Source organism: Phenylobacterium sp. (assembly GCF_036677185.1).
Classification (GTDB): domain Bacteria; phylum Pseudomonadota; class Alphaproteobacteria; order Caulobacterales; family Caulobacteraceae; genus Phenylobacterium.
This window is the reverse complement of record NZ_JAKFEN010000012.1, coordinates 411,093-428,479: the sequence shown is the minus strand read 5'-3', so window position 1 is coordinate 428,479 and position 17,387 is coordinate 411,093. Positions and strand designations below refer to the sequence as shown.

Here is a 17,387-nt window from a genome sequence, read left to right as displayed (position 1 = left end):
TCCAGGACCCCGCGCGGACGTCGATCCTTACCAGCCGCCGATCGCGGCTACCCTATAATATGCGCCAGCCAGACCAAGCCGCCTTTGCCTTTGCGTCACCTTCGGCTAAACCCGCGCCCGTTCCTTTCAACCTGTCCCGGGAGTCTGCCCGCCATGTCGCTCGAATCCGCCGCGCTCGCCCGCGTGAAGCCGTCCGCCACCCTGGCGGCCGACGCGAAAGCTCGTGAGCTGAAGGCGCAGGGCCGGAATGTGATTTCTCTGGCCGCGGGCGAGCCCGACTTCGACACGCCGGAGAACATCAAGGAAGCCGCCATCAAGGCGATCCGCGACGGCAAGACCAAGTACACCAATGTCGACGGCATCGTTGAGCTCAAGGAAGCCATCGTCGCCAAGTTCCAGCGCGAGAACGGCCTGACCTACAAGACCAGCCAGGTGAACGTCTCGCCGGGCGGCAAGCCGGTGATCTGGAACGCCATGATCTCGACCCTGAACCCCGGCGACGAGGTGGTGATCCCCACGCCCTACTGGGTCAGCTATTGGGACATCGTCCTGCTGGCCGGCGGGACGCCGGTGGCGGCCCCGACCAGTGCTGCGAGCGGCTTCAAGCTGCAGCCCGCCGACCTGGACGCGGCCATCACGCCCAAGACCAAGTGGCTGTTCCTGAACTCGCCGTCGAACCCCTCGGGCGCGGCCTACACCAAGGCCGAGCTGCGGGCCTTGGCCGACGTCCTGCTGCGCCATCCCCATGTCTGGATCCTCACCGATGACATGTACGAGCACCTGGTGTTCGGCGACTTCGAGTTCTGGACCATCGCCCAGGTGGAGCCTGCGCTCTACGACCGCACTCTGACCATGAACGGGGTCTCCAAGGCCTACGCCATGACCGGCTGGCGGATCGGCTACGCCGCCGGCCCCGAGCCGCTGATCAAGTCCATGGCCAAGGTCATGAGCCAGACGACCTCCAACCCCTCCTCCATCTCGCAATGGGCGGCGGTCGAGGCGTTGAACGGCACGCAGGAGTTCATCAAGCCGAACGCCAAGCTGTTCGAGGGCCGCCGTGACCTGGTGGTCTCCATGCTGAACCAGGCGACCGGTATCAATTGCCCGACGCCCGAGGGCGCCTTCTACGTCTATCCCTCGGTCGAGAAGCTGATCGGCAAGACCACCGAGACCGGCAAGGTGATCGAGAACGACGGCGACTTCGCGGTCCAACTGCTGGAACAGGAAGGCGTCTCGGTGGTGTTCGGCGCGGCCTTCGGCCTCTCGCCCTTCTTCCGCATCAGCTACGCCACGTCCAACGCGGTGCTCGAAGACGCCTGCACGCGTATCCAGCGCTTCTGCGCCTCGCTGAAATAGCCGGCCGGGCGGAGGCCTGAGTCAGGTCTCCGCCCGCCGAGCGGCCTTAGTGCTTCTCGCGCCAGCTGGCCTTGGCGGCGTCCTGGGTGAGGTTCAGCCGCACCTTGTCGTCCTCGATGTCGTCGACCCAGGTCACCGGGATCAGGTGGTGCTTGAGGCCTGCGCCCAGGTCCAGCTTGGCCAGTTCGATCTCGTCGCCGAGCACATGGTCGACCCGTCCGACATGGCCGCCGTCCGAACCGATCACTTCCATATGTTCGCGGATGAGCGAGGCTTGGATCATGGTTCCATCTCCTGATTGCTGCGTGGCAGGCAAACGGGCGAACCTCTCATCCTGTTTCGTGGAAAGTTGCGCGGCGAATGATGTTCTGCTTATGTTCGCTCCCTATCGACTCCCATCCCTGAAGGACGCCGCACCGTGCTGACCCTCTTCCACGCCCCCAAATCGCGCTCGACCCGGATGATCTGGCTGCTTGAGGAGTTGGGCGCGCCTTATGAGGTGAAGGTGGTCGACATCGCCCGCCGCGACGGCGTGGGCGCCAAAGACCCGGCCAATCCTCATCCGCACAAGCAGGTTCCCGCCCTGCTGGACGACGGGGTGCTGATCAGCGAGTCCGTCGCCATCGCGCTCTATCTCACCGACAAATTCCCGGCCGCCGGGATCGGGCCGGTGGTGGGCGATCCGCTGCGCGGGCCCTATCTCACCTGGCTTGCCTACTATGCCGGGGTGCTGGAGCCAGTGATCAGCGCCCACTTCGAAGGCCGCACCGCCACCGATCCGGTGCTGAAGGCCCAGTACGAGGCGATGGACGCGCGCCTGAAGACCGCGCTGGAGGCCAACCCCTACCTGCTGGGTGAGACCTTCAGCGCCGCCGACATCATGTTCGTCAGCCTGTTGCAGTTCGCCCGCCAGATGCTTCCGGCCCACGCGGTCTATGACGAATGGCTCGCGCGGCTCAACGCCCGCCCGGCGCTCGCTCGGGCCATGGCCAAGGACGCCGGCTGATGGCGGACCTGGTCAACTTCAACAAGGCCAGGAAGGCCAAGGTCCGCGATCAGGATCGCACCCAGGCGGCGCAGAACCGCGTCGCCTTCGGACGGACCAAGGCCGAGAAGACACTCACCAAGGCGGAACGCGAGAAGGCCGACCGCGCGCTGGACGGCGCCAAGCGCGAGGACTGAGCCTACATCTGGGCTGGAACGGCGGCGTCGCGCGCTTCCGGCGGAATGGCGTTGTAGATGGTCGGCGGGGTAATCCCGAGACGACGCCGCGCGGCCTCCAGGGGCTCGTTCAGCAGGCGCTCATAGTCCTCGCCCAGCAGCCAGGCGCTGGCCTTGCCCCGCTGATAGCCCTGCCAGATCGCCTTGGCGTAGGGATGGTCGCCGCCCCGCGAGCGGATGGTGGCGCCGACCGCCATCAAGGCCCAGCCCAGGCTCTTGGTCTGGGCATAGGAGAAGGCCACCAGGCAGGCCTCGCCCAGGCCGTCGCGGTGATAGCCGGACAGGATGTGCCAGATGTCGTGGACGTCGCGGGTGCGGCGGCCGAACCAGGCGTGGGGATGGCGCACCTCAATGTCGTTGCTCTTGACCCGGCTGATCTCGGCTAGGCCCTCGGCCGACAGCTGCTCGCTGCGGATGAACTCGCGATAGGCCGCGCCCACCGTGCCGGGCGCGAAGGCGTCCAGCCAGGCGTCGTCCATCAGCTTGTCGATGAGCTCGACCCGCTCATAGGCGAGGCGTCCGCCCTGCGGCGTGGTCAGCAGGCGCTCATAGCCCTTGGCGCTCGAGTTGCCGCTGAGCGCGCGCATGATCTCGAACACCTGGCCGGTGTCTTCCTTGTCGTTCAGCAGGCGCTGCAACGCCTTCAGCGCCACGCCCCACTGGAGCTTGGGCTTGGGCATGGGCGTCGTGGCCGGATCGGCCTGACGCTGATAGCGGACGTCGAAGGAGTCGGCGGTCATGGCCATGGGCAGCAGCCTCTACAAAACAGCGTTCGGATTAAAGATGACGCTAGCGTCATCTTTTTGCAAGAGGCAATCCGGCATCCGGGCTCCGCGGTTGCGTCGGGGCCTCGCCTGGGCCCACAAAGGCGATCATGCCGCGCCTTCGTAAACGATCCATCCTGCTGTCCGGCCACGCCACCTCGCTGGCGCTGGAGCCGGAGTTCTGGGAGGTGCTGGACGAGCTGGCGCGGACCGATGGCCTGAGCCTGGCGGCCCTGATCGCCCGCATCGACGAGGGCCGCGGGGAACGGCCGCTCGCCTCGGCCTGCCGCGTCGCGGCCTTGGGGTTCGCCGCAAGGCGGTCCTAGGGCGCGGGCTTGGCGTTAGGCAGCGGCGCGGGCTTGGCCGCCGTTGGCACGATCACTTCCCGGGTCGGCGGTCCCATGCCCTCACCCGCCGGATTGGCGGCGCGCAGGAGGAACATGAAGCCAAGCACGACGAGCGCGCCCAGCGCCACCCAGATGAACAAGGGGATCGGCTTGGATTCGCGGGGCCCCTCGTCATCCATGGGCTATTTGGGGGTCGGCATGGGCGCGTCGGGCAGCTTGGGCGCGTCGGGGATCGGCGGGGCCTTGGGCAGGTTCACGTCCACCTCGACGCTGCTGGGGATCTGGGGCTTCGACAGGCCACCGCCCGAATAGACGACGAAGGCGATGACGGCGACCGCCACGACCAGCCCGCCGACCAGGAAGGCCAGCCAGGGCGTCGAGGACTTGGATTCGTCAGCCATGTCTTCCTCCTGGGTGTCACAGCAAAGCTGCGGGAGAAACGAACCGCATTCAGAGGGGTTCCGGGACTTAAGCCGGCCGGCGTCTGTGCTACATATGTTCCGATGTCGTCCTTTGAATCAGCTCCCCTGCCCGCGCAACGCGTCAGCGACCTAGCCCGGGTCAGCGGCCCCGACTATCTCGAGGGCCTCAATCCCGAGCAGCGTGCGGCGGTCGAGGCCACCGACGGGCCGGTCCTGGTGCTGGCCGGGGCCGGCACCGGCAAGACCCGGGTGCTCACGACGCGGCTCGCCCACATACTGGCGGTCGGCAAGGCCAGGCCCTGGGAGCTGCTGGCGGTCACCTTCACCAACAAGGCCGCGCGCGAGATGCGCGAGCGGATCACCCACATCATCGGCCCCCAGGCCGAGGGCCTGCGCTGGCTGGGCACCTTCCACTCCATCGCCGCCCAGATCCTGCGCCGCCACGCCGAGCTGGTGGGATTGAAATCGAACTACACGATCCTCGACACCGACGATCAGGAGCGGCTGATCAAGCAGGTGCTCGAGGCCGAGAACATCGACGCCAAGCGCTGGACGCCCAAGACCCTGGCCGGGATGATCGACAGCTGGAAGAACCGCGGCCTGACCCCCGACCGCCTGCCGCCCGGCGAGGGCGCGGAGTTCGGCCCCAACAAGGGCCAGAGGCTCTACCAGCTCTACCAGGACCGGATGCGGGTGCTGAACGCCTGCGATTTCGGCGACCTGCTGCTGCACAACCTGACCATCTTCATGAACCACCCCGACGTGCTGGCCGAGTTCCACGACCGGTTCAAATACATCCTGGTCGACGAGTACCAGGACACCAATGTCGCCCAGTACCTGTGGCTGCGGCTGCTGGCCCAGAAGCGCCAGAACGTCTGCTGCGTGGGCGACGACGACCAGTCGATCTATGGCTGGCGCGGGGCCGAGGTGGATAACATCCTGCGCTTCGAGCGCGACTTTCCAGGCGCGACCGTCATCCGCCTGGAGCGCAACTACCGCTCCACCAGCCATATCCTGGCCGCCGCCAGCGGCCTGATCAGCACCAACAAGGGACGCCTGGGCAAGACCCTGTGGACCCAGGCGAACGACGGCGAGAAGGTCGTGGTGCGCGGGGTCTGGGACGGCGAGGCCGAGAGCCGGCTGATCGCCGAGGAGATCGAGCGCGCCAGGAAGGGCGGGACCGAGAAGGAGCCGCGCAAGTTCCGCGACATGGCCATCCTGGTCCGCGCCTCGTTCCAGATGCGCGCCTTCGAGGACCGGTTCATCCTGCTCCAGATCCCCTATGTGGTGATCGGCGGCCCGCGGTTCTTCGAGCGCGCCGAGATCCGCGACGTCCACGCCTACCTCCGGCTGATCCAGTCGCCGGACGACGACCTGGCCTTCGAACGGATCGTCAATGTCCCCAAGCGTGGCATCGGCGACACCACGGTCCAGAAGCTGCTGCAGATGGCCCGGGTGGCCGGCATTCCCGTGATGGAGGCCGCCCGCCAGGTGGTCCGTACGGACGAACTGGCCGCCCGCACCCGCACGGCGCTGTCGAACTTCCTGCGCGACATCGACCGCTGGCGGGCCCTGTCCGGCGAGACCCCCCATCCGCGCCTGACCGAGCAGGTGCTGGAGGAGAGCGGCTATACCGACGCCCTTCGCCTGGACAAGACGCCCACCGCCCAGGGCCGGCTGGAGAACCTGAAGGAACTGGTCCAGGCCATGGGCGCCCACGAGACCCTCGAGGCCTATCTGGAACACGTCTCCCTGGTGATGGAGCTGGACCGGGGGCCGCAGGCGGACTCGGTGCAGATCATGACCCTGCACTCGGCCAAGGGCCTGGAGTTCCCCCTGGTCTTCCTGCCCGGCTGGGAGGAAGGCGTCTTCCCCTCCCAGCGCAGCATGGACGAGAAGGGCGAGAAGGGTCTCGAGGAGGAACGCCGGCTGGCCTATGTGGGCATCACCCGCGCGCGGGAAGAGGCGCGGATCTCGTTCGCCGCCAACCGCCAGGTCTATGGCCGCTGGACCAGCCAACTCCCCTCGCGCTTCGTCGACGAACTGCCCCTGGCCAATGTCGAAGCGACTTCGGAGACCGGCTATTACGGCGGCGGGCCGGGCATGCAGCAGCACGGCAGCCGCTGGGACGAGACCCCCGGCTTCGGGGCCGGCTACACCTCCCCCGGCTGGAAGCGCGCCCAGGAACGCAACTACCATGGCAGCCATCCGGGCCGCGGTGCGGTGATCGAGGGCGAGGGCCGGCTGATCGCCGTCTCCGACGCCTCGGCCGCCAGCGTCTACAAGCGCGGCGACCGGGTCTTCCACCTGAAGTTCGGCTACGGCGCGGTGAAGAGCGTCGACGGCAACAAGCTCACCGTGGCCTTCGAAAAGGCCGGCGAGAAGAAGGTGATCGACTCGTTCGTGGAGAAGGGGTGACGATTTTCTTCGTGCGCCGGGCGCGGAAGGCCTCCAAGGTGAAGCCTCATTGCGCCATCCAGCCCACGGGAAATTCATGCCCCAGATCACCGCCAACGGCATTCCGCTGCATTATGAGCTCCACGGTCCCGAGACCGGCGAACCGCTGCTGCTGATCATGGGCCTGGGCGCCCAGATGACCCGCTGGCCGCCGGCCTTCGTGGCGGAGCTGGCGGCGCGGGGCTACCGGGTGGTGCAGTACGACAACCGCGATGTAGGCCTGTCGCACAAGCTCGACGAGGCCGGCGCCCCGGACATGCCGGAGGTCTACAAGGCCCTGATGACCGGCCAGAAGGCGCAGGTGGCCTATCTCCTGTCCGACATGGCCGCCGACGGAGTCGGGCTGATGGACGCGCTCGGTTTCGAGCGCGCCCACATCGTCGGCGCCTCCATGGGCGGGATGATCGCCCAGATGATCGCCGCCGAGCATCCGGGCCGGGTGCTGTCGCTCACCTCGATCATGTCGACCACCGGCAACCCGTCCCTGCCCCCCGCCAAACCCGAGGCCATGGAGCGGCTGACCCAGCGGGGACCGAGCCCCCTGGAGGACCTGGAAGGCTTCCTGGACCATGGCGTCGCCGGCGCCGCGATCATGAACGGGCCCAACTACCAGGCCGACGAGGCCGAGCTGCGCGCCAGCCTGAAGTCCGACTTCGAGCGGTCGTTCTATCCGGTGGGCTTCGCGCGCCAGATGGCGGCTGTGGTGGCCAGCGGCGACCGCCGTGCGGCGCTCGCCACGATCACAGCCCCGACCGTGGTGGTGCACGGCGCCGACGATCCCCTGGTGCCGCCCACCGGCGGCGAGGACACCCACGCGACCATTCCGGGCTCGGAGCTGCACATCCTGCCGAACATGGGCCACAACCTGCCCAAGCCGCTGATCGGGACCCTCTGCGACCTGATCGAACGGGCCACTGCGCGAGCCCGGGCTGTAGCCTAGGCCTTCCGGCCCTTCATCAGCCGGGCCGCGAGCAGGCCGACCCCGGCGATTACGGCGACGCCGGCGCCGATCAGGGCCATGCCGCCGACGCCGCGATGGGCCTCGATGACGGGGGGCGCCTCCGCGGGCGGCGGGGGCTGGCCGGCGGTGGGGTCGCGGTGGAAGGTCACCGTGCCGGCGGCCCGGTCCAGGTCGCGCGCGCGCCAGCCGTGATCCAGCCAGGCGCGGTGGTGCGGCTTGTCGCTCGCCCCGCCCCACCAGGCGGCCTGCTGGGCGGCCTTGGGCAGGGGAAAGCCCAGCACCGCCTCGATCTCGGCCAGGGTCGGGCGCCACTGGTCGCCGGTCTCGCGCGCCAAGCGTTCGGACAGGGGGAGGTACTTGCTCATGACGCCTCATCTACACCCAACAAGCCTGGCGTCGCGAGCCTGTGAGGCGAAGTGGCTTGAACCAAGGCCGCCATTGGGCGCTTGCTAGACGACATGGTCCTCTCGATCACCCGTTCGGAGTTAGCGGCCGCGATCGGCGTGGTGGCGTTCGCCCTCGCCGGGATCGGCGCCGGCCTGGCGATCAAGCCGGCCGCGCGCGAGCTGATCGGCCCCGAGGGCCCGCAAACCGTGGCGCCGGTCTCCAGCGCACGGATCCAGGCGGCCGGCGGCTCTGCCTTCGCCAACTACAGATACGGCATCCCGGACTATGTGATCGGCACCGATTGGCTGCAGCCCGACATTCCCGAAGCCGCTCCGACCACAGAGGTCGAGACCTACGACCCGCCGCCCTATGTCCCGCAGCGCTTCGTCTCGGTCCCGGACCGCGCGCCGGCCCCCGATTACCCCCCGCCGCCACGGCGCTATCCGTCGATCGGCGGCGACATCTACGCGGTCGCGCCCGACGCGCTGGAGCCGCCGCAGCCGCCCGAAGCGCCCGAGCCTCCGGAAGCCCCCGAGCCGCCGCCGGCCTGAAGCCCCCTCGCCTTTCGGGCCCTGGCGCTCTAAAGGGCGCGGATGACCGAAGACGCCGTCCAGATCATCGCCCGCGGCCCCCGCGCCGTCGCCGAAGCCGCCGCCGAGGCGATCGACGCCGACCAGCTGCTGGAAGGCGTCACCTATTCCATCCTGGAAGAGGACGAGGACCACGACGTCTGGCGCATCGACGCCTTCCCCACCTCGACCGAGGAGGCCGACGGCCTGGTCGCCGCCCTGGCCGGGTTCCCCAAGCTCAAGACCCTGGTGGAGAAGCTGGCCGACGCCGACTGGCTGGCCATGGCGCTGTCGGGCCTGCCGCCGGTCCGCGCCGGCCGGTTCTTCGTGTTCGGCGCCCACGACACCGGCCGCGCCCCGGTCAATGCGGTCAATCTGCGGATCGAGGCCGGAGCGGCCTTCGGCACCGGTCACCACGGCACCACCGTCGGCTGCCTGTTCGCCTATGACCAGCTCATCAAGGCGCGGCGCTTCGAGCGGGTGCTGGACGTCGGCGCCGGCACCGGGGTCCTGGCCATCGCCGCGGCCCGCACCGGCAGCCGCAAGGCGGTCGGCACCGACATCGACGCCCCCTCGGTGCGGATTTCCCGCGAGAACGCCAAGCTGAACCAGGCCGACGCCCGCTTCGTCCACGCCTCGGGCCTGGGCCACCGGCTGGTGCGCGACGCCGCGCCCTATGACCTGGTGTTCGCCAATATCCTGGCCGCGCCACTGGTCGCCCTTTCGCAGGACATCAAGGGCGCCTTGAAACCCGGCGGAACCGCGATCCTCTCGGGCCTGCTACGCACCCAGGAGCGCCGGGTGTTCGCGGCCTACCGCTCGCGCGGGTTCCGGCTGCATCGGCGCATCCACCGCGACGCCTGGGCCACCTTGGTGCTGCGCCGGGCCTAGAGTCCGGTCGGAACCCCTCGCTCGCCGTCACGTTCCTCCGACCGACAAGCGCGGCCTCGCGGCCCGTGTCCTAGGAGGAAAAGCAAATGGCAGATCCCAACGAACCGTATGTCGAGAAGACCGTGACGGAAGGGCCGGCGACGGTCCGACGCGAGGAAATTCGCACTGTTGGAGAAACCAGCCGCGGCAATAACGCCGGCTGGTGGATCGCCGCCCTGGTGGCCATCGTCGCGGTGGTGGGCCTGTTCTTCGTCTTCAACACCTCGACCACCGACGAAGGCGACCTGATGGCCGCGCGCGAAAGCGGACGCGCCGAGGCCACCCTCGACGCGGCCACAGCCACGGCCCAGGGCGCCGCCGCCGACGCCACCGCGGCCTCGCGTGACGCCGCCGCCGAGGTGGCCAACGCCACGCGCTCGGCGGCTGAAAACGCCAGCGCCGCGGCCGAACGCTCGGCCCAGTCGGCCGAGAACGCCGCCGTCAGCGCCGGCGACGCCGCCGCCGACGCCGCGGCCACGACCGAACCGCCCCGCTAACTAGGCGGACGGCGGGCCGCCCACTCCTGCGCCAGCACGGCGTAGAGGTGGGTGTCCCGCCAGCGGCCCTTGACCTGGACATCCTGCAGGAACGTCCCCTCGCGCCGCATGCCGATCTTCTCCATCACGCCGTACGAGCCGGCGTTGCGCACGTCGCAGGTCGCCCAGATCCGATGCAGGCCGAACCGCTCGAAACCCAGTTCCAGCATCGCCCCGGCGGCCTCCGCGCCATAGCCCTGCCGCCAGTAGCCGCTGTGCAGGCTGTAGCCGAGGTCGGCGTTCTGGCAGCCCTGGTAGGCCAGTCGAATCGAACCGATCAGCCGGTCCTCGTCGGCCACCACGACCGCCAGGTTCAGGGCCAGGCGCACGGCCTCGGCCTGCGCCGTCAGCCAGCGATCCAGGGCCTCGCGGGTCTGGTCCGGTGTGTTCGGGCCCCAGTCCATGAACCGCACCACCGCCTCGTCGACAGCGTAGTCGTGGATGGCGTCGAAGTCGTCCGCGCGGACGTCGCGCAGCAGCAGCCGTTTGGTTCGTATGGGGAAGTCGGTGGTCATCTGAGCTCTCCGTGGGTCACGCCAGCGGACGGGCTCGTCTCCTCGACCCCGGCCGGATTGGCAGGGGTCGTGGGTCTTTTCAGAGCAGGCGGTCAGCCCACGCGAAGACGCACGGCCCCGTGGGGACCGCTGGAATTCGAGAGGATGGCGGCGCTGCGCATGGGGCTCACATAACAGACTATGCGGCGTGCGGCCAAGCCTGCCTTAGACGATCTGGGTGACCTTGCCGTCCAGGGCCATCAGGCCGATCTCGACCTCCAGGTGAGGGTGGCGTCCGGTGACCTGCGACCGCAGGGCGTAGAGCTGCTTCACGTGGCTCTTCCACTCGGTCTCGGCATCCTTCACCGCATCGGGGCCCAGGACCAGCTTGTAGGCCCCGCAATCGCGGTGATCGATGACGATCAGCCGGTGAACCTCGTGCAGCTGCACCGCCAGGTCCAGGTGGGTCCAGAAGATCTCGTTCCAGGCCGGATACTTGTCGTTGAGCGCGCCCAGCGAGGCGCCGGCCAGGATCAGATGGTCATACTTGTCCCGCAGGCCCCGCGCCGACATGTAGCTTTCGACCTCATTGGCCAGACGGTAGTCCATGCAGGTCAGCAACAGCGCCTCGGCGTGGCCCGCCGCCCGCGCCACGCCCGGCGCGAAGCTCGACAACAGGGCCACCCCGCCGCCCAAGGCGATGGAGCTCAGCATGGTCCGCCGGGACATTTCCGGCCAGGTCGCGTGCCGTGTGCAGCAAGTCATGAGAGCCCCCGCTCGTTATCCATGAGCGAGCTTGCGCCGCCCGGCTTACCAAACGGCTACCCTGGCGTGTCAGGCGATGGCCGGCTTGGCGTCCAGGGCCGCGGCCCAATGGCGCAGGCGTTCCTTCAGCCAGGTGTCACGGCCGATGCCGGTCATCTCCTCGTCGTCCAGCGCCTCGACGATGGCGTAGACCACCCCGGCCTCGCCATGGGTAGTCCAGGCGTCCTGCAGGGCGCGGTTGCGATGCGAGCCGTGGCGCAGGGAGAACATGGTGTTGTTCACCTGGGTGTCGATGGCGCGCGAGCTCCCGACCCAGGTCTCCCCGGTCGCCACGCAGGTCAGGCTATAGACGCCCGGGCGGCTCTTGATTTCCTTGTAGTCGCGGACGAGGTCGCGGCGGCGGGTCTTTTCCATGCGCCCAGGATGCCGCTTTCCGCGCCAACTGTCAATTATACCCGGATAAAATACAAGCGGGCACTTTGGTCCGTGGGCGGATCGAGGCATGGTCGAGCCTCGCGGAATCGGGGGCTTCGGACAGCATGGCGGCGCAGAGCATCAGCCCCCGCCGCGCCGTGCTGACCCTCGGGGCGACCCAGACCATCGGCTACGCCTGCTCCAGCTACCTGCCCGCCTCCCTGGCCGGATCCATGTCCCAGGCGGTCGGGACCCCCACCGCCTTCGTGTTCGGGGCCTTTTCCGGCGCCCTGCTGATCCACGCCTTCGTGGGGCCGGCCGCCGGTCGCTCCGTCGACCGAAGCGGCGCGCGCCTGCCGCTGTCGGCGGCCAGCATCATCCTGGCCCTGGGCCTGGCCGGCATGGCTCTGTCCCAGGCGCCCTGGCACCTGGCCCTCGCCTGGCTGGTGCTGGGCCTGGGTATGGCGCTCGGCCTCTACGACATCGCCTTCGCGGGCCTGGTCGGCTGGTTCGGCCTGGACGCGCGGCGCTCGATCACCGGGGTCACCCTGATCGCCGGCTTCGCCTCGACCATCGCCTGGCCGCTGACCGCCTGGATGGACCACGAGATCGGCTGGCGCGGCGCCTGCCTGGTCTGGGCCGCGGCCAACCTGCTGATCTGCCTGCCCCTGCACCTGACCCTGCCCCGCGACGCGCCGGCGGTCGTCGCGCCCGCCGAGGATCCGACCGCCGACGCGCCGGAGAACCCGGCCCCGGTCGCATTTCAGATGGTGCTGCTGGCCACGGCGCTCGCGGTCATGTCCGGCATCGGCTCGATCATGGGCGCCCACCTGCCGCCTCTTCTGATGGCCATGGGCGCCAGCGCCGCGGCGGCCGTGGCCGCGGGCATGTTGGTGGGGCCGGCCCAGGTGGCCGCCCGCTTCGCCGAGTTCGTGCTGGTGCGGCGGATCCACCCGCTGAATTCCGGCCGCGCCGCCGTGGTCGCCTTCCCGATCGGGGCCAGCCTGCTGCTGGCGCTGGGCCCGGTCGCCGCCGCGCCCTTCGCGATCCTCTACGGGGCGGGCAACGGCCTCTTCACCATCGTGCGCGGCACCCTGCCGCTCGCCCTGTTCGGCGCGCTGAACTACGGCGGCCGGCTGGGTTCGCTGAACGTGCCTGCGCGGCTGGTCGGGGCCGTCGCGCCCTTGCTCTTCGCCCTGGCCCTGGCGCGGTCGGTGGAGCTGGCCTTGGGCGTGCTGATCGCCGCCAGCGTGTTGGCCTTCGCCTGCCTGCTGCTGCTGCGCCGGCCGGACTGAGGTCGAGGTGGCGAAGTCCGGCGACCTTCCCTAAGTTCGCCCCCATGCGCCAAACCTTCGACGAAAGCACCGACCCGTCCTTCGGTCCCAAGCACGTTCCCCTGATCCGTCGGGCGATGAGCGACCAGGGCCTCGACGGCTTCCTGGTCCCCCACGAGGACGAGCATCAGAACGAGTACCTGCCGCAGGCCAATGACCGGCTCGGCTGGGCCACCGGCTTCACCGGCTCGGCCGGAGCCGCGGTGATCCTCAAGGACAAGGCCGCCATCTTCGTGGACGGTCGCTATACGCTGCAGGTCCGCGACCAGGTCGATCAGGGGGTGTTCGAGATCCGCGACCTCGTGGAGGGCGGCGTGCCCGCCTATCTGGAGACCGCCACGGGCCGGGGCCAGACCATCGGCTACGATCCGCGCCTGCACTCCCCCGACGCCCTGGAGCGCCTCAAGGCCGCCGCCGCCAAGGCCGGCGCCACGCTGAAGCCCGTCGCGCCCAACCCGCTGGACACCGCCTGGGGCGCCGCGCGCCCGGCCCAGCCCACCGCCCCGGTCGTCCCCCATCCGCTCGCCTATGCCGGCGAGGAGTCGGCCGCCAAGCGCGCCCGGGTGGGCGAGGCCATCGCCGGCAAGAACGCCGAGGCGACGGTCCTGACCGCGCCGTCGTCCATCGCCTGGCTGTTCAACATTCGCGGCGGCGACGTGATCCGCTCACCCCTGCCGCTGGGCCAGGCGATCCTGAACCGCGACGGCTCGGCCCGCCTGTTCCTCGATCCGGTCAAGGTCAGCCCCGAGCTGCGCGCCTGGCTGGGCAATGAGGTGCGGCTGGAGACCACCGACGAGCTCCCAGCCGCGCTGGCCGAGTTGAAGGGCAAGCGGGTCCTGGTCGACCCCGGCCAGTCCTCGGCCTGGTACTTCGACACCCTGGTCAAGGCTGGCGCCGAGGTCGTGCGCGGCGACGATCCCTGCGCCCTGCCCCGCGCCTGCAAGAATGGCGTCGAGATCGAGGGAACCTGCGAGGCCCACCGTCGCGACGGCGCGGCGGTCACCCGGTTCCTCCACTGGCTGGCCACCGAGGCCCAGGCCCGCACGGTCGATGAGATCGAGGTGGTGACCAAACTGGAAGGCTTCCGCCAGGCCACCGGCGCGCTCAAGGACCTCTCCTTCGACACCATCGCCGGGGCGGCCTCCAACGGCGCCGTCGTCCACTATCGCCCGACCAATCGCCTCAACAAACAGACCGAGGTCGGGTCATTGCTGTTGGTCGATTCCGGCGCCCAGTACCTGGACGGCACCACCGACATCACCCGCACGGTAGCCATCGGCGAACCCAGCCAGGAAATGGCCGAGCGCTTCACCCTGGTGCTGAAGGGTCACCTGGCGCTGGCCGCCATCCGCTTCCCGGCCGGAACCACCGGCTCGGCCCTGGACGCCCTCGCCCGCGCCCCGCTCTGGATGATGGGTCTCGACTACGACCACGGCACCGGCCATGGCGTCGGCTCCTATCTCGGCGTCCACGAGGGTCCGCAAAGGATCTCCAAGCTGCCCAACTTCGTGGCCCTCAAGCCGGGGATGATCGTCTCCAACGAGCCCGGCTACTACAAGGAAGGCGCCTACGGCATCCGCATCGAGAACCTGCAATACGTGACCGAGGCCGAAGCCATCCCCGGCGGCGAGCGGCCGATGCACGGCTTCGCGACCCTGACCCTCGCCCCCATGGATCGTCGCCTTGTGGTGGTCGAGATGCTCAGCCCCGCCGAGCGCGACCAGCTCAACGCCTATCACGCCCGGGTCTGGGCGGAGATCGGACCGCGGGTCGAGGGCGAGGTGCGCACCTGGCTCGAGGCCGCCTGCCAACCGATCTAGCCGACCGCTCCGGGAGGGGCCGCCCAATGACCACGACAGACGAAACGACCGCCAACGCCGCCCAGATCGAGTACTGGAACGCCGGGGCGGGCGACACCTGGGCGAGCCTGCAGGACCGCATGGACGCCCAGCTCGAGCCCCTGGGCCAGGAGGCGACAGCCGCCCTGGCGCCCAGGCCCGGCGAGCGGATCCTGGATATCGGCTGCGGTTCCGGCCAGACCAGCCTGGCGCTGGCGGAGGCCGTTGCGCCGGGTGGTTCGGTGCTCGGCGTCGACATCTCGCGGCCCATGCTGGACGTCGCCCGCCGCCGCGCCGGCCCGAAGGGACCGGACTTCCTGGAGGCCGACGCCCAGACCTATCCGTTCGAGCCAGCGTCCTTCGACGGCGCCTTCTCGCGCTTCGGCGTGATGTTCTTCGCCGATCCCGTGGCGGCCTTCGGCAATATTCGCCGCGCCCTGAAGCCTGGCGGCCGCCTGGCCTTCGTCTGCTGGCGCAGGCCGGACGAAAACCCGTTCATGACCCTGCCGATGGCCGCGGCCTTGTCCTTGCTGCCGCCCCCGCCGCCCAATGATCCGCTCGCCCCGGGCCCCTTCGCCTTCGCCGATCCGGCGCGGGTGCGTGACATCCTCTCGCAGGCGGGCTTCGGCGACATCGAGACCGCCCCGCACGACCGCAAGATCGGCAGCGGCGACCTGGAGCAGACGCTCGGCGTGGCGCTGAAGGTGGGTCCGCTGGGCGCCATGCTGCGCGAGCATCCGGACCAGCGCGACAAGGTGATCGACACCGTGCGCGAGGCCCTGCGGCCCCACGCGGGCGAGAATGGCGTCAAGCTGCTGTCGGCGAGCTGGATCGTGACGGCCCGCTCGGCGTGAGACGCCGGCGGTCGCACCTGTCGCCGGGGCTCAATTCTCGCAGACCCCCGGCAGGCTCATGATGTTCGCGCCGGCGGCCAGGACGAACGGCGCCTTGTCGATCACCTGAGCGGCGCGCGCGCTTCGTCCGCGCTGGGCCTTCAGGTAGTCGGCCAGCGCCTTGCCCGCCTCATAGGTGGACACCAGGCGCAGCTGTCCCGAGGGTTGGCGAAGCGCCGCCATCAAACCGTAGGCGGCCGAGCCGTCTGGCTGCAGGATTCGCGGCGGCCGGATGGCGCCAACCACCGGCTGGCCGTTGTAGACAAAACCTTGAGCGTCCAGCCAAGCCTTGTCCGCCTGCGCCTTGGCGACGGCCGCCTCCTGCGCCGCGGCGCTCGCGAAGGGATAGGAATAGGAGTTGAGGATCAGCATGTTCCGCCACGCCTCCGCCGGGCGGATGTAGGTGGCGCTCCAGGTCAGGCCCGAGCCGTCGCCCACCGCCGGCCGTGGGGCGACATCACGGAAGGCCACGTAGTCGAGCCGCGCGACGCGCGTGGGACCCTTGCGGCCGTCTTCCAGCAGCGGGGTGAGGCTGACCTCGATGTCCTCGCACCCCCGCCGGGCGCCGTCGAAGTTGAGGGTCTGCAGCGCGAAGCTATAGCTCAACGGCCCGCCGGGCTCGACCTTGACGGGCCTCAGCTCCGGCGGGACGCCATCCTCGTTGACGGCCACGCCGTTGACCTTCAGGCCGACCACCACTGAGGTGACCTGCGGCATGCCGCGGAACGCCTGGTCCTCCAGGGTGAAGATGCTGTAGCCCGTGTGGCTCGCGCCCTGGCCGGAGAGGGTCTCGATCGATGGAACGCTCCAGCTGACGGCCGCCTGCGACGCGCCCTCGCGCTGATAGCTGGCGCGCCAGACCTTCGGGGCCGCCGAGGCGGAGGGCGGGGGGTTCGGGCAGGCGCGCAGGAGACGGGTCGTCAGCGGCGACGGCCGGCAGACGCCGCCTTCCGGGCAGGTGAAATAGTCGTGGCTGACGCCTGCCGGAACGGTCCCCGGCGCCTTCTGGAAGCAGAAGTTCGTCAGGATCGGCGGGGCGCTGGTGAGTTGGGACGAAGCCGCCTCGGCCGCGATGACCCCGGAAACCGCCGCTCCACTCTGGGGTAGCGAGAAATACTGCACGAAATAGGGGACGCCCGTCGGGTCCTGCAGCGAAATCCGCTGGTTGACGGTCTGTCCCGGCGCCTGGGCGTGGACGACCAGCTGGTCGGTAAACCGCTTCCGGTCGGCCGTGCGGACCCGTTGGAAATCGAACCGGAAACCGATAAGGGCCGGCAAGTTGCCGGCGGCGATCCGCTCGAGGACCCGGCCATAGGCCAGGAACGTCGGCTGCACCTTCGCCTGGATGCAGGTTCGGATCTTGTCGTCCTGCACCGACCAGAGGGCCTTCGGAAGGTCGCGGGCCGCGCCCCGGACCCGCCGCTCTCGCTGCTCCACCCCGCCTGACATGCCAAGGCGGACGAACTCGCCCCAGTCCTGTGAGATCCCGGAGAAGAAGCCCCTCCGCTTGGTCGTCTCGACGCTGGAGAGGCAACTCCGCTCAGCGCTGGCGACCACGCTGTTCAGCTGGGCGGCCACGGCCTCAAGGGTGCGGAGATCCTCCGGCGCGACCTGCGCCCGCACCGGGGGTCCGCCGCTGGCCGCGAGGGCCGCCAGGGTCAGGCCGCCGAGCGTTCTCCATCGACGATCCCTGCGCATG

General features: G+C 69.5%; 21 protein-coding genes. 12 read left to right on the top strand and 9 right to left on the bottom strand.

Translation table 11 applies throughout. The features are described from left to right. The first annotated feature begins 153 nt into the window (after positions 1-153). Entirely contained in the window at positions 154-1,356 is a 1,203-nt protein-coding gene (locus V6M51_RS03580) for a pyridoxal phosphate-dependent aminotransferase (protein ID WP_332764688.1), read from the top strand. 46 nt (positions 1,357-1,402) lie between these two features. Here the strand turns inward: V6M51_RS03580 and V6M51_RS03575 are convergent, their stop codons facing one another. Further along, positions 1,403-1,639, bottom strand: a complete 237-nt coding sequence (locus V6M51_RS03575; protein ID WP_332764686.1) for a DUF2171 domain-containing protein — start codon at positions 1,637-1,639, stop codon at positions 1,403-1,405. Positions 1,640-1,774: 135 nt separating this feature from the next. Here V6M51_RS03575 and V6M51_RS03570 point away from each other — a divergent pair, with 135 nt between their 5' ends. Together V6M51_RS03570 and V6M51_RS03565 are read left to right on the top strand one after the other, a co-directional pair. Continuing rightward, positions 1,775-2,362 carry a glutathione S-transferase family protein gene (locus tag V6M51_RS03570; protein ID WP_332764685.1) on the top strand — a complete coding sequence of 196 codons (588 nt, stop codon included), beginning with the start codon at positions 1,775-1,777 and terminating at the stop codon, positions 2,360-2,362. Beyond that, on the top strand, positions 2,362-2,538 hold the full coding sequence (locus tag V6M51_RS03565; RefSeq protein ID WP_332764684.1) for a DUF4169 family protein: 177 nt from the start codon (positions 2,362-2,364) through the stop codon (positions 2,536-2,538). Before V6M51_RS03570 ends, V6M51_RS03565 begins: the two co-directional genes overlap by 1 nt. 2 nt (positions 2,539-2,540) lie before the next feature. Here V6M51_RS03565 and V6M51_RS03560 read toward each other — a convergent pair whose 3' ends face one another. Next, on the bottom strand, positions 2,541-3,323 hold the full coding sequence (locus V6M51_RS03560; RefSeq protein ID WP_332764682.1) for a Coq4 family protein: 783 nt from the start codon (positions 3,321-3,323) through the stop codon (positions 2,541-2,543). Positions 3,324-3,451: 128 nt separating this feature from the next. Here V6M51_RS03560 and V6M51_RS03555 point away from each other — a divergent pair, with 128 nt between their 5' ends. Continuing rightward, positions 3,452-3,667, top strand: a complete 216-nt coding sequence (locus tag V6M51_RS03555) for a ribbon-helix-helix domain-containing protein (protein ID WP_332764680.1) — start codon at positions 3,452-3,454, stop codon at positions 3,665-3,667. On the opposite strand, the gene V6M51_RS03550 is transcribed toward V6M51_RS03555, so the two are convergent. Together V6M51_RS03550 and V6M51_RS03545 are read right to left on the bottom strand one after the other, a co-directional pair. After that, on the bottom strand, positions 3,664-3,867 hold the full coding sequence (locus tag V6M51_RS03550) for a hypothetical protein (protein WP_332764678.1): 204 nt from the start codon (positions 3,865-3,867) through the stop codon (positions 3,664-3,666). The genes V6M51_RS03555 and V6M51_RS03550 overlap by 4 nt on opposite strands. 3 nt (positions 3,868-3,870) lie before the next feature. Further along, on the bottom strand, positions 3,871-4,089 hold the full coding sequence (locus V6M51_RS03545) for a hypothetical protein (protein ID WP_332764676.1): 219 nt from the start codon (positions 4,087-4,089) through the stop codon (positions 3,871-3,873). A 102-nt stretch (positions 4,090-4,191) separates the two neighbouring features. Here V6M51_RS03545 and V6M51_RS03540 point away from each other — a divergent pair, with 102 nt between their 5' ends. Together V6M51_RS03540 and V6M51_RS03535 are read left to right on the top strand one after the other, a co-directional pair. After that, positions 4,192-6,528 (top strand): ATP-dependent helicase, encoded by a 2,337-nt coding sequence (locus tag V6M51_RS03540; protein WP_332764674.1) that lies wholly within the window; start codon positions 4,192-4,194, stop codon positions 6,526-6,528. 76 nt (positions 6,529-6,604) lie between these two features. Beyond that, positions 6,605-7,507, top strand: a complete 903-nt coding sequence (locus V6M51_RS03535; RefSeq protein WP_332764672.1) for an alpha/beta fold hydrolase — start codon at positions 6,605-6,607, stop codon at positions 7,505-7,507. Here the strand turns inward: V6M51_RS03535 and V6M51_RS03530 are convergent. Then, entirely contained in the window at positions 7,504-7,893 is a 390-nt protein-coding gene (locus V6M51_RS03530; protein ID WP_332764670.1) for a DUF7662 domain-containing protein, read from the bottom strand. The two genes, V6M51_RS03535 and V6M51_RS03530, sit on opposite strands and share 4 nt — an antisense overlap. A gap of 93 nt (positions 7,894-7,986) precedes the next feature. Between V6M51_RS03530 and V6M51_RS03525 the strand changes: the two genes are divergently transcribed. The 3 genes from V6M51_RS03525 to V6M51_RS03515 all read left to right on the top strand — a co-directional run bounded on the left by V6M51_RS03525 (position 7,987) and on the right by V6M51_RS03515 (position 9,911). Beyond that, positions 7,987-8,466, top strand: coding sequence for a hypothetical protein (locus V6M51_RS03525; protein WP_332764668.1), 480 nt, complete (start codon positions 7,987-7,989; stop codon positions 8,464-8,466). Between the two features lie 42 nt (positions 8,467-8,508). Then, entirely contained in the window at positions 8,509-9,375 is an 867-nt protein-coding gene (locus tag V6M51_RS03520) for a 50S ribosomal protein L11 methyltransferase (RefSeq protein WP_332764666.1), read from the top strand. An 86-nt stretch (positions 9,376-9,461) separates the two neighbouring features. After that, positions 9,462-9,911, top strand: a complete 450-nt coding sequence (locus tag V6M51_RS03515; protein ID WP_332764664.1) for a hypothetical protein — start codon at positions 9,462-9,464, stop codon at positions 9,909-9,911. Here the strand turns inward: V6M51_RS03515 and V6M51_RS03510 are convergent. The 3 genes from V6M51_RS03510 to V6M51_RS03500 all read right to left on the bottom strand — a co-directional run bounded on the left by V6M51_RS03510 (position 9,908) and on the right by V6M51_RS03500 (position 11,623). Then, positions 9,908-10,465 (bottom strand): GNAT family N-acetyltransferase, encoded by a 558-nt coding sequence (locus tag V6M51_RS03510; protein WP_332764663.1) that lies wholly within the window; start codon positions 10,463-10,465, stop codon positions 9,908-9,910. The genes V6M51_RS03515 and V6M51_RS03510 overlap by 4 nt on opposite strands. 204 nt (positions 10,466-10,669) lie before the next feature. Then, a complete protein-coding gene (locus V6M51_RS03505) occupies positions 10,670-11,158 on the bottom strand; it encodes a carbonic anhydrase (RefSeq protein ID WP_332764662.1) in 489 nt (162 codons plus the stop codon). Between the two features lie 120 nt (positions 11,159-11,278). Next, entirely contained in the window at positions 11,279-11,623 is a 345-nt protein-coding gene (locus V6M51_RS03500) for a GIY-YIG nuclease family protein (protein WP_332764661.1), read from the bottom strand. 125 nt (positions 11,624-11,748) lie between these two features. Between V6M51_RS03500 and V6M51_RS03495 the strand changes: the two genes are divergently transcribed. From V6M51_RS03495 to V6M51_RS03485, 3 genes are read left to right on the top strand one after another with little or no spacing between them, the layout of a single operon-like run. Continuing rightward, positions 11,749-12,918, top strand: a complete 1,170-nt coding sequence (locus V6M51_RS03495; RefSeq protein WP_332764659.1) for an MFS transporter — start codon at positions 11,749-11,751, stop codon at positions 12,916-12,918. A gap of 44 nt (positions 12,919-12,962) precedes the next feature. Continuing rightward, positions 12,963-14,777 carry an aminopeptidase P family protein gene (locus V6M51_RS03490; protein ID WP_332764657.1) on the top strand — a complete coding sequence of 605 codons (1,815 nt, stop codon included), beginning with the start codon at positions 12,963-12,965 and terminating at the stop codon, positions 14,775-14,777. 26 nt (positions 14,778-14,803) lie between these two features. Next, the gene (locus V6M51_RS03485; RefSeq protein WP_332764655.1) at positions 14,804-15,649 is read left to right on the top strand and encodes a class I SAM-dependent methyltransferase; all 846 of its coding nucleotides are present in this window, start codon (positions 14,804-14,806) and stop codon (positions 15,647-15,649) included. A gap of 30 nt (positions 15,650-15,679) precedes the next feature. On the opposite strand, the gene V6M51_RS03480 is transcribed toward V6M51_RS03485, so the two are convergent. Then, positions 15,680-17,386: a hypothetical protein gene (locus tag V6M51_RS03480; protein WP_332764654.1), complete on the bottom strand. Its 1,707-nt coding sequence runs from the start codon at positions 17,384-17,386 to the stop codon at positions 15,680-15,682. Position 17,387: the final 1 nt, after the last annotated feature.

Bases quoted from the DNA above. Each gene is read 5' to 3' on its own strand.
- V6M51_RS03500 (WP_332764661.1), bottom strand. From the start codon at position 11,623: ATGGAAAAGACCCGCCGCCGCGACCTCGTCCGCGACTACAAGGAAATC.
- V6M51_RS03555 (WP_332764680.1), top strand. From the start codon at position 3,452: ATGCCGCGCCTTCGTAAACGATCCATCCTGCTGTCCGGCCACGCCACC.
- V6M51_RS03520 (WP_332764666.1), top strand. From the start codon at position 8,509: ATGACCGAAGACGCCGTCCAGATCATCGCCCGCGGCCCCCGCGCCGTC.
- V6M51_RS03560 (WP_332764682.1), bottom strand. From the start codon at position 3,323: ATGGCCATGACCGCCGACTCCTTCGACGTCCGCTATCAGCGTCAGGCC.
- V6M51_RS03495 (WP_332764659.1), top strand. From the start codon at position 11,749: ATGGCGGCGCAGAGCATCAGCCCCCGCCGCGCCGTGCTGACCCTCGGG.
- V6M51_RS03580 (WP_332764688.1), top strand. From the start codon at position 154: ATGTCGCTCGAATCCGCCGCGCTCGCCCGCGTGAAGCCGTCCGCCACC.
- V6M51_RS03480 (WP_332764654.1), bottom strand. From the start codon at position 17,386: ATGCGCAGGGATCGTCGATGGAGAACGCTCGGCGGCCTGACCCTGGCG.
- V6M51_RS03490 (WP_332764657.1), top strand. From the start codon at position 12,963: ATGCGCCAAACCTTCGACGAAAGCACCGACCCGTCCTTCGGTCCCAAG.
- V6M51_RS03485 (WP_332764655.1), top strand. From the start codon at position 14,804: ATGACCACGACAGACGAAACGACCGCCAACGCCGCCCAGATCGAGTAC.
- V6M51_RS03565 (WP_332764684.1), top strand. From the start codon at position 2,362: ATGGCGGACCTGGTCAACTTCAACAAGGCCAGGAAGGCCAAGGTCCGC.
- V6M51_RS03540 (WP_332764674.1), top strand. From the start codon at position 4,192: ATGTCGTCCTTTGAATCAGCTCCCCTGCCCGCGCAACGCGTCAGCGAC.
- V6M51_RS03575 (WP_332764686.1), bottom strand. From the start codon at position 1,639: ATGATCCAAGCCTCGCTCATCCGCGAACATATGGAAGTGATCGGTTCG.
- V6M51_RS03505 (WP_332764662.1), bottom strand. From the start codon at position 11,158: ATGCTGAGCTCCATCGCCTTGGGCGGCGGGGTGGCCCTGTTGTCGAGC.
- V6M51_RS03525 (WP_332764668.1), top strand. From the start codon at position 7,987: ATGGTCCTCTCGATCACCCGTTCGGAGTTAGCGGCCGCGATCGGCGTG.
- V6M51_RS03535 (WP_332764672.1), top strand. From the start codon at position 6,605: ATGCCCCAGATCACCGCCAACGGCATTCCGCTGCATTATGAGCTCCAC.
- V6M51_RS03515 (WP_332764664.1), top strand. From the start codon at position 9,462: ATGGCAGATCCCAACGAACCGTATGTCGAGAAGACCGTGACGGAAGGG.
- V6M51_RS03545 (WP_332764676.1), bottom strand. From the start codon at position 4,089: ATGGCTGACGAATCCAAGTCCTCGACGCCCTGGCTGGCCTTCCTGGTC.
- V6M51_RS03510 (WP_332764663.1), bottom strand. From the start codon at position 10,465: ATGACCACCGACTTCCCCATACGAACCAAACGGCTGCTGCTGCGCGAC.
- V6M51_RS03550 (WP_332764678.1), bottom strand. From the start codon at position 3,867: ATGGATGACGAGGGGCCCCGCGAATCCAAGCCGATCCCCTTGTTCATC.
- V6M51_RS03530 (WP_332764670.1), bottom strand. From the start codon at position 7,893: ATGAGCAAGTACCTCCCCCTGTCCGAACGCTTGGCGCGCGAGACCGGC.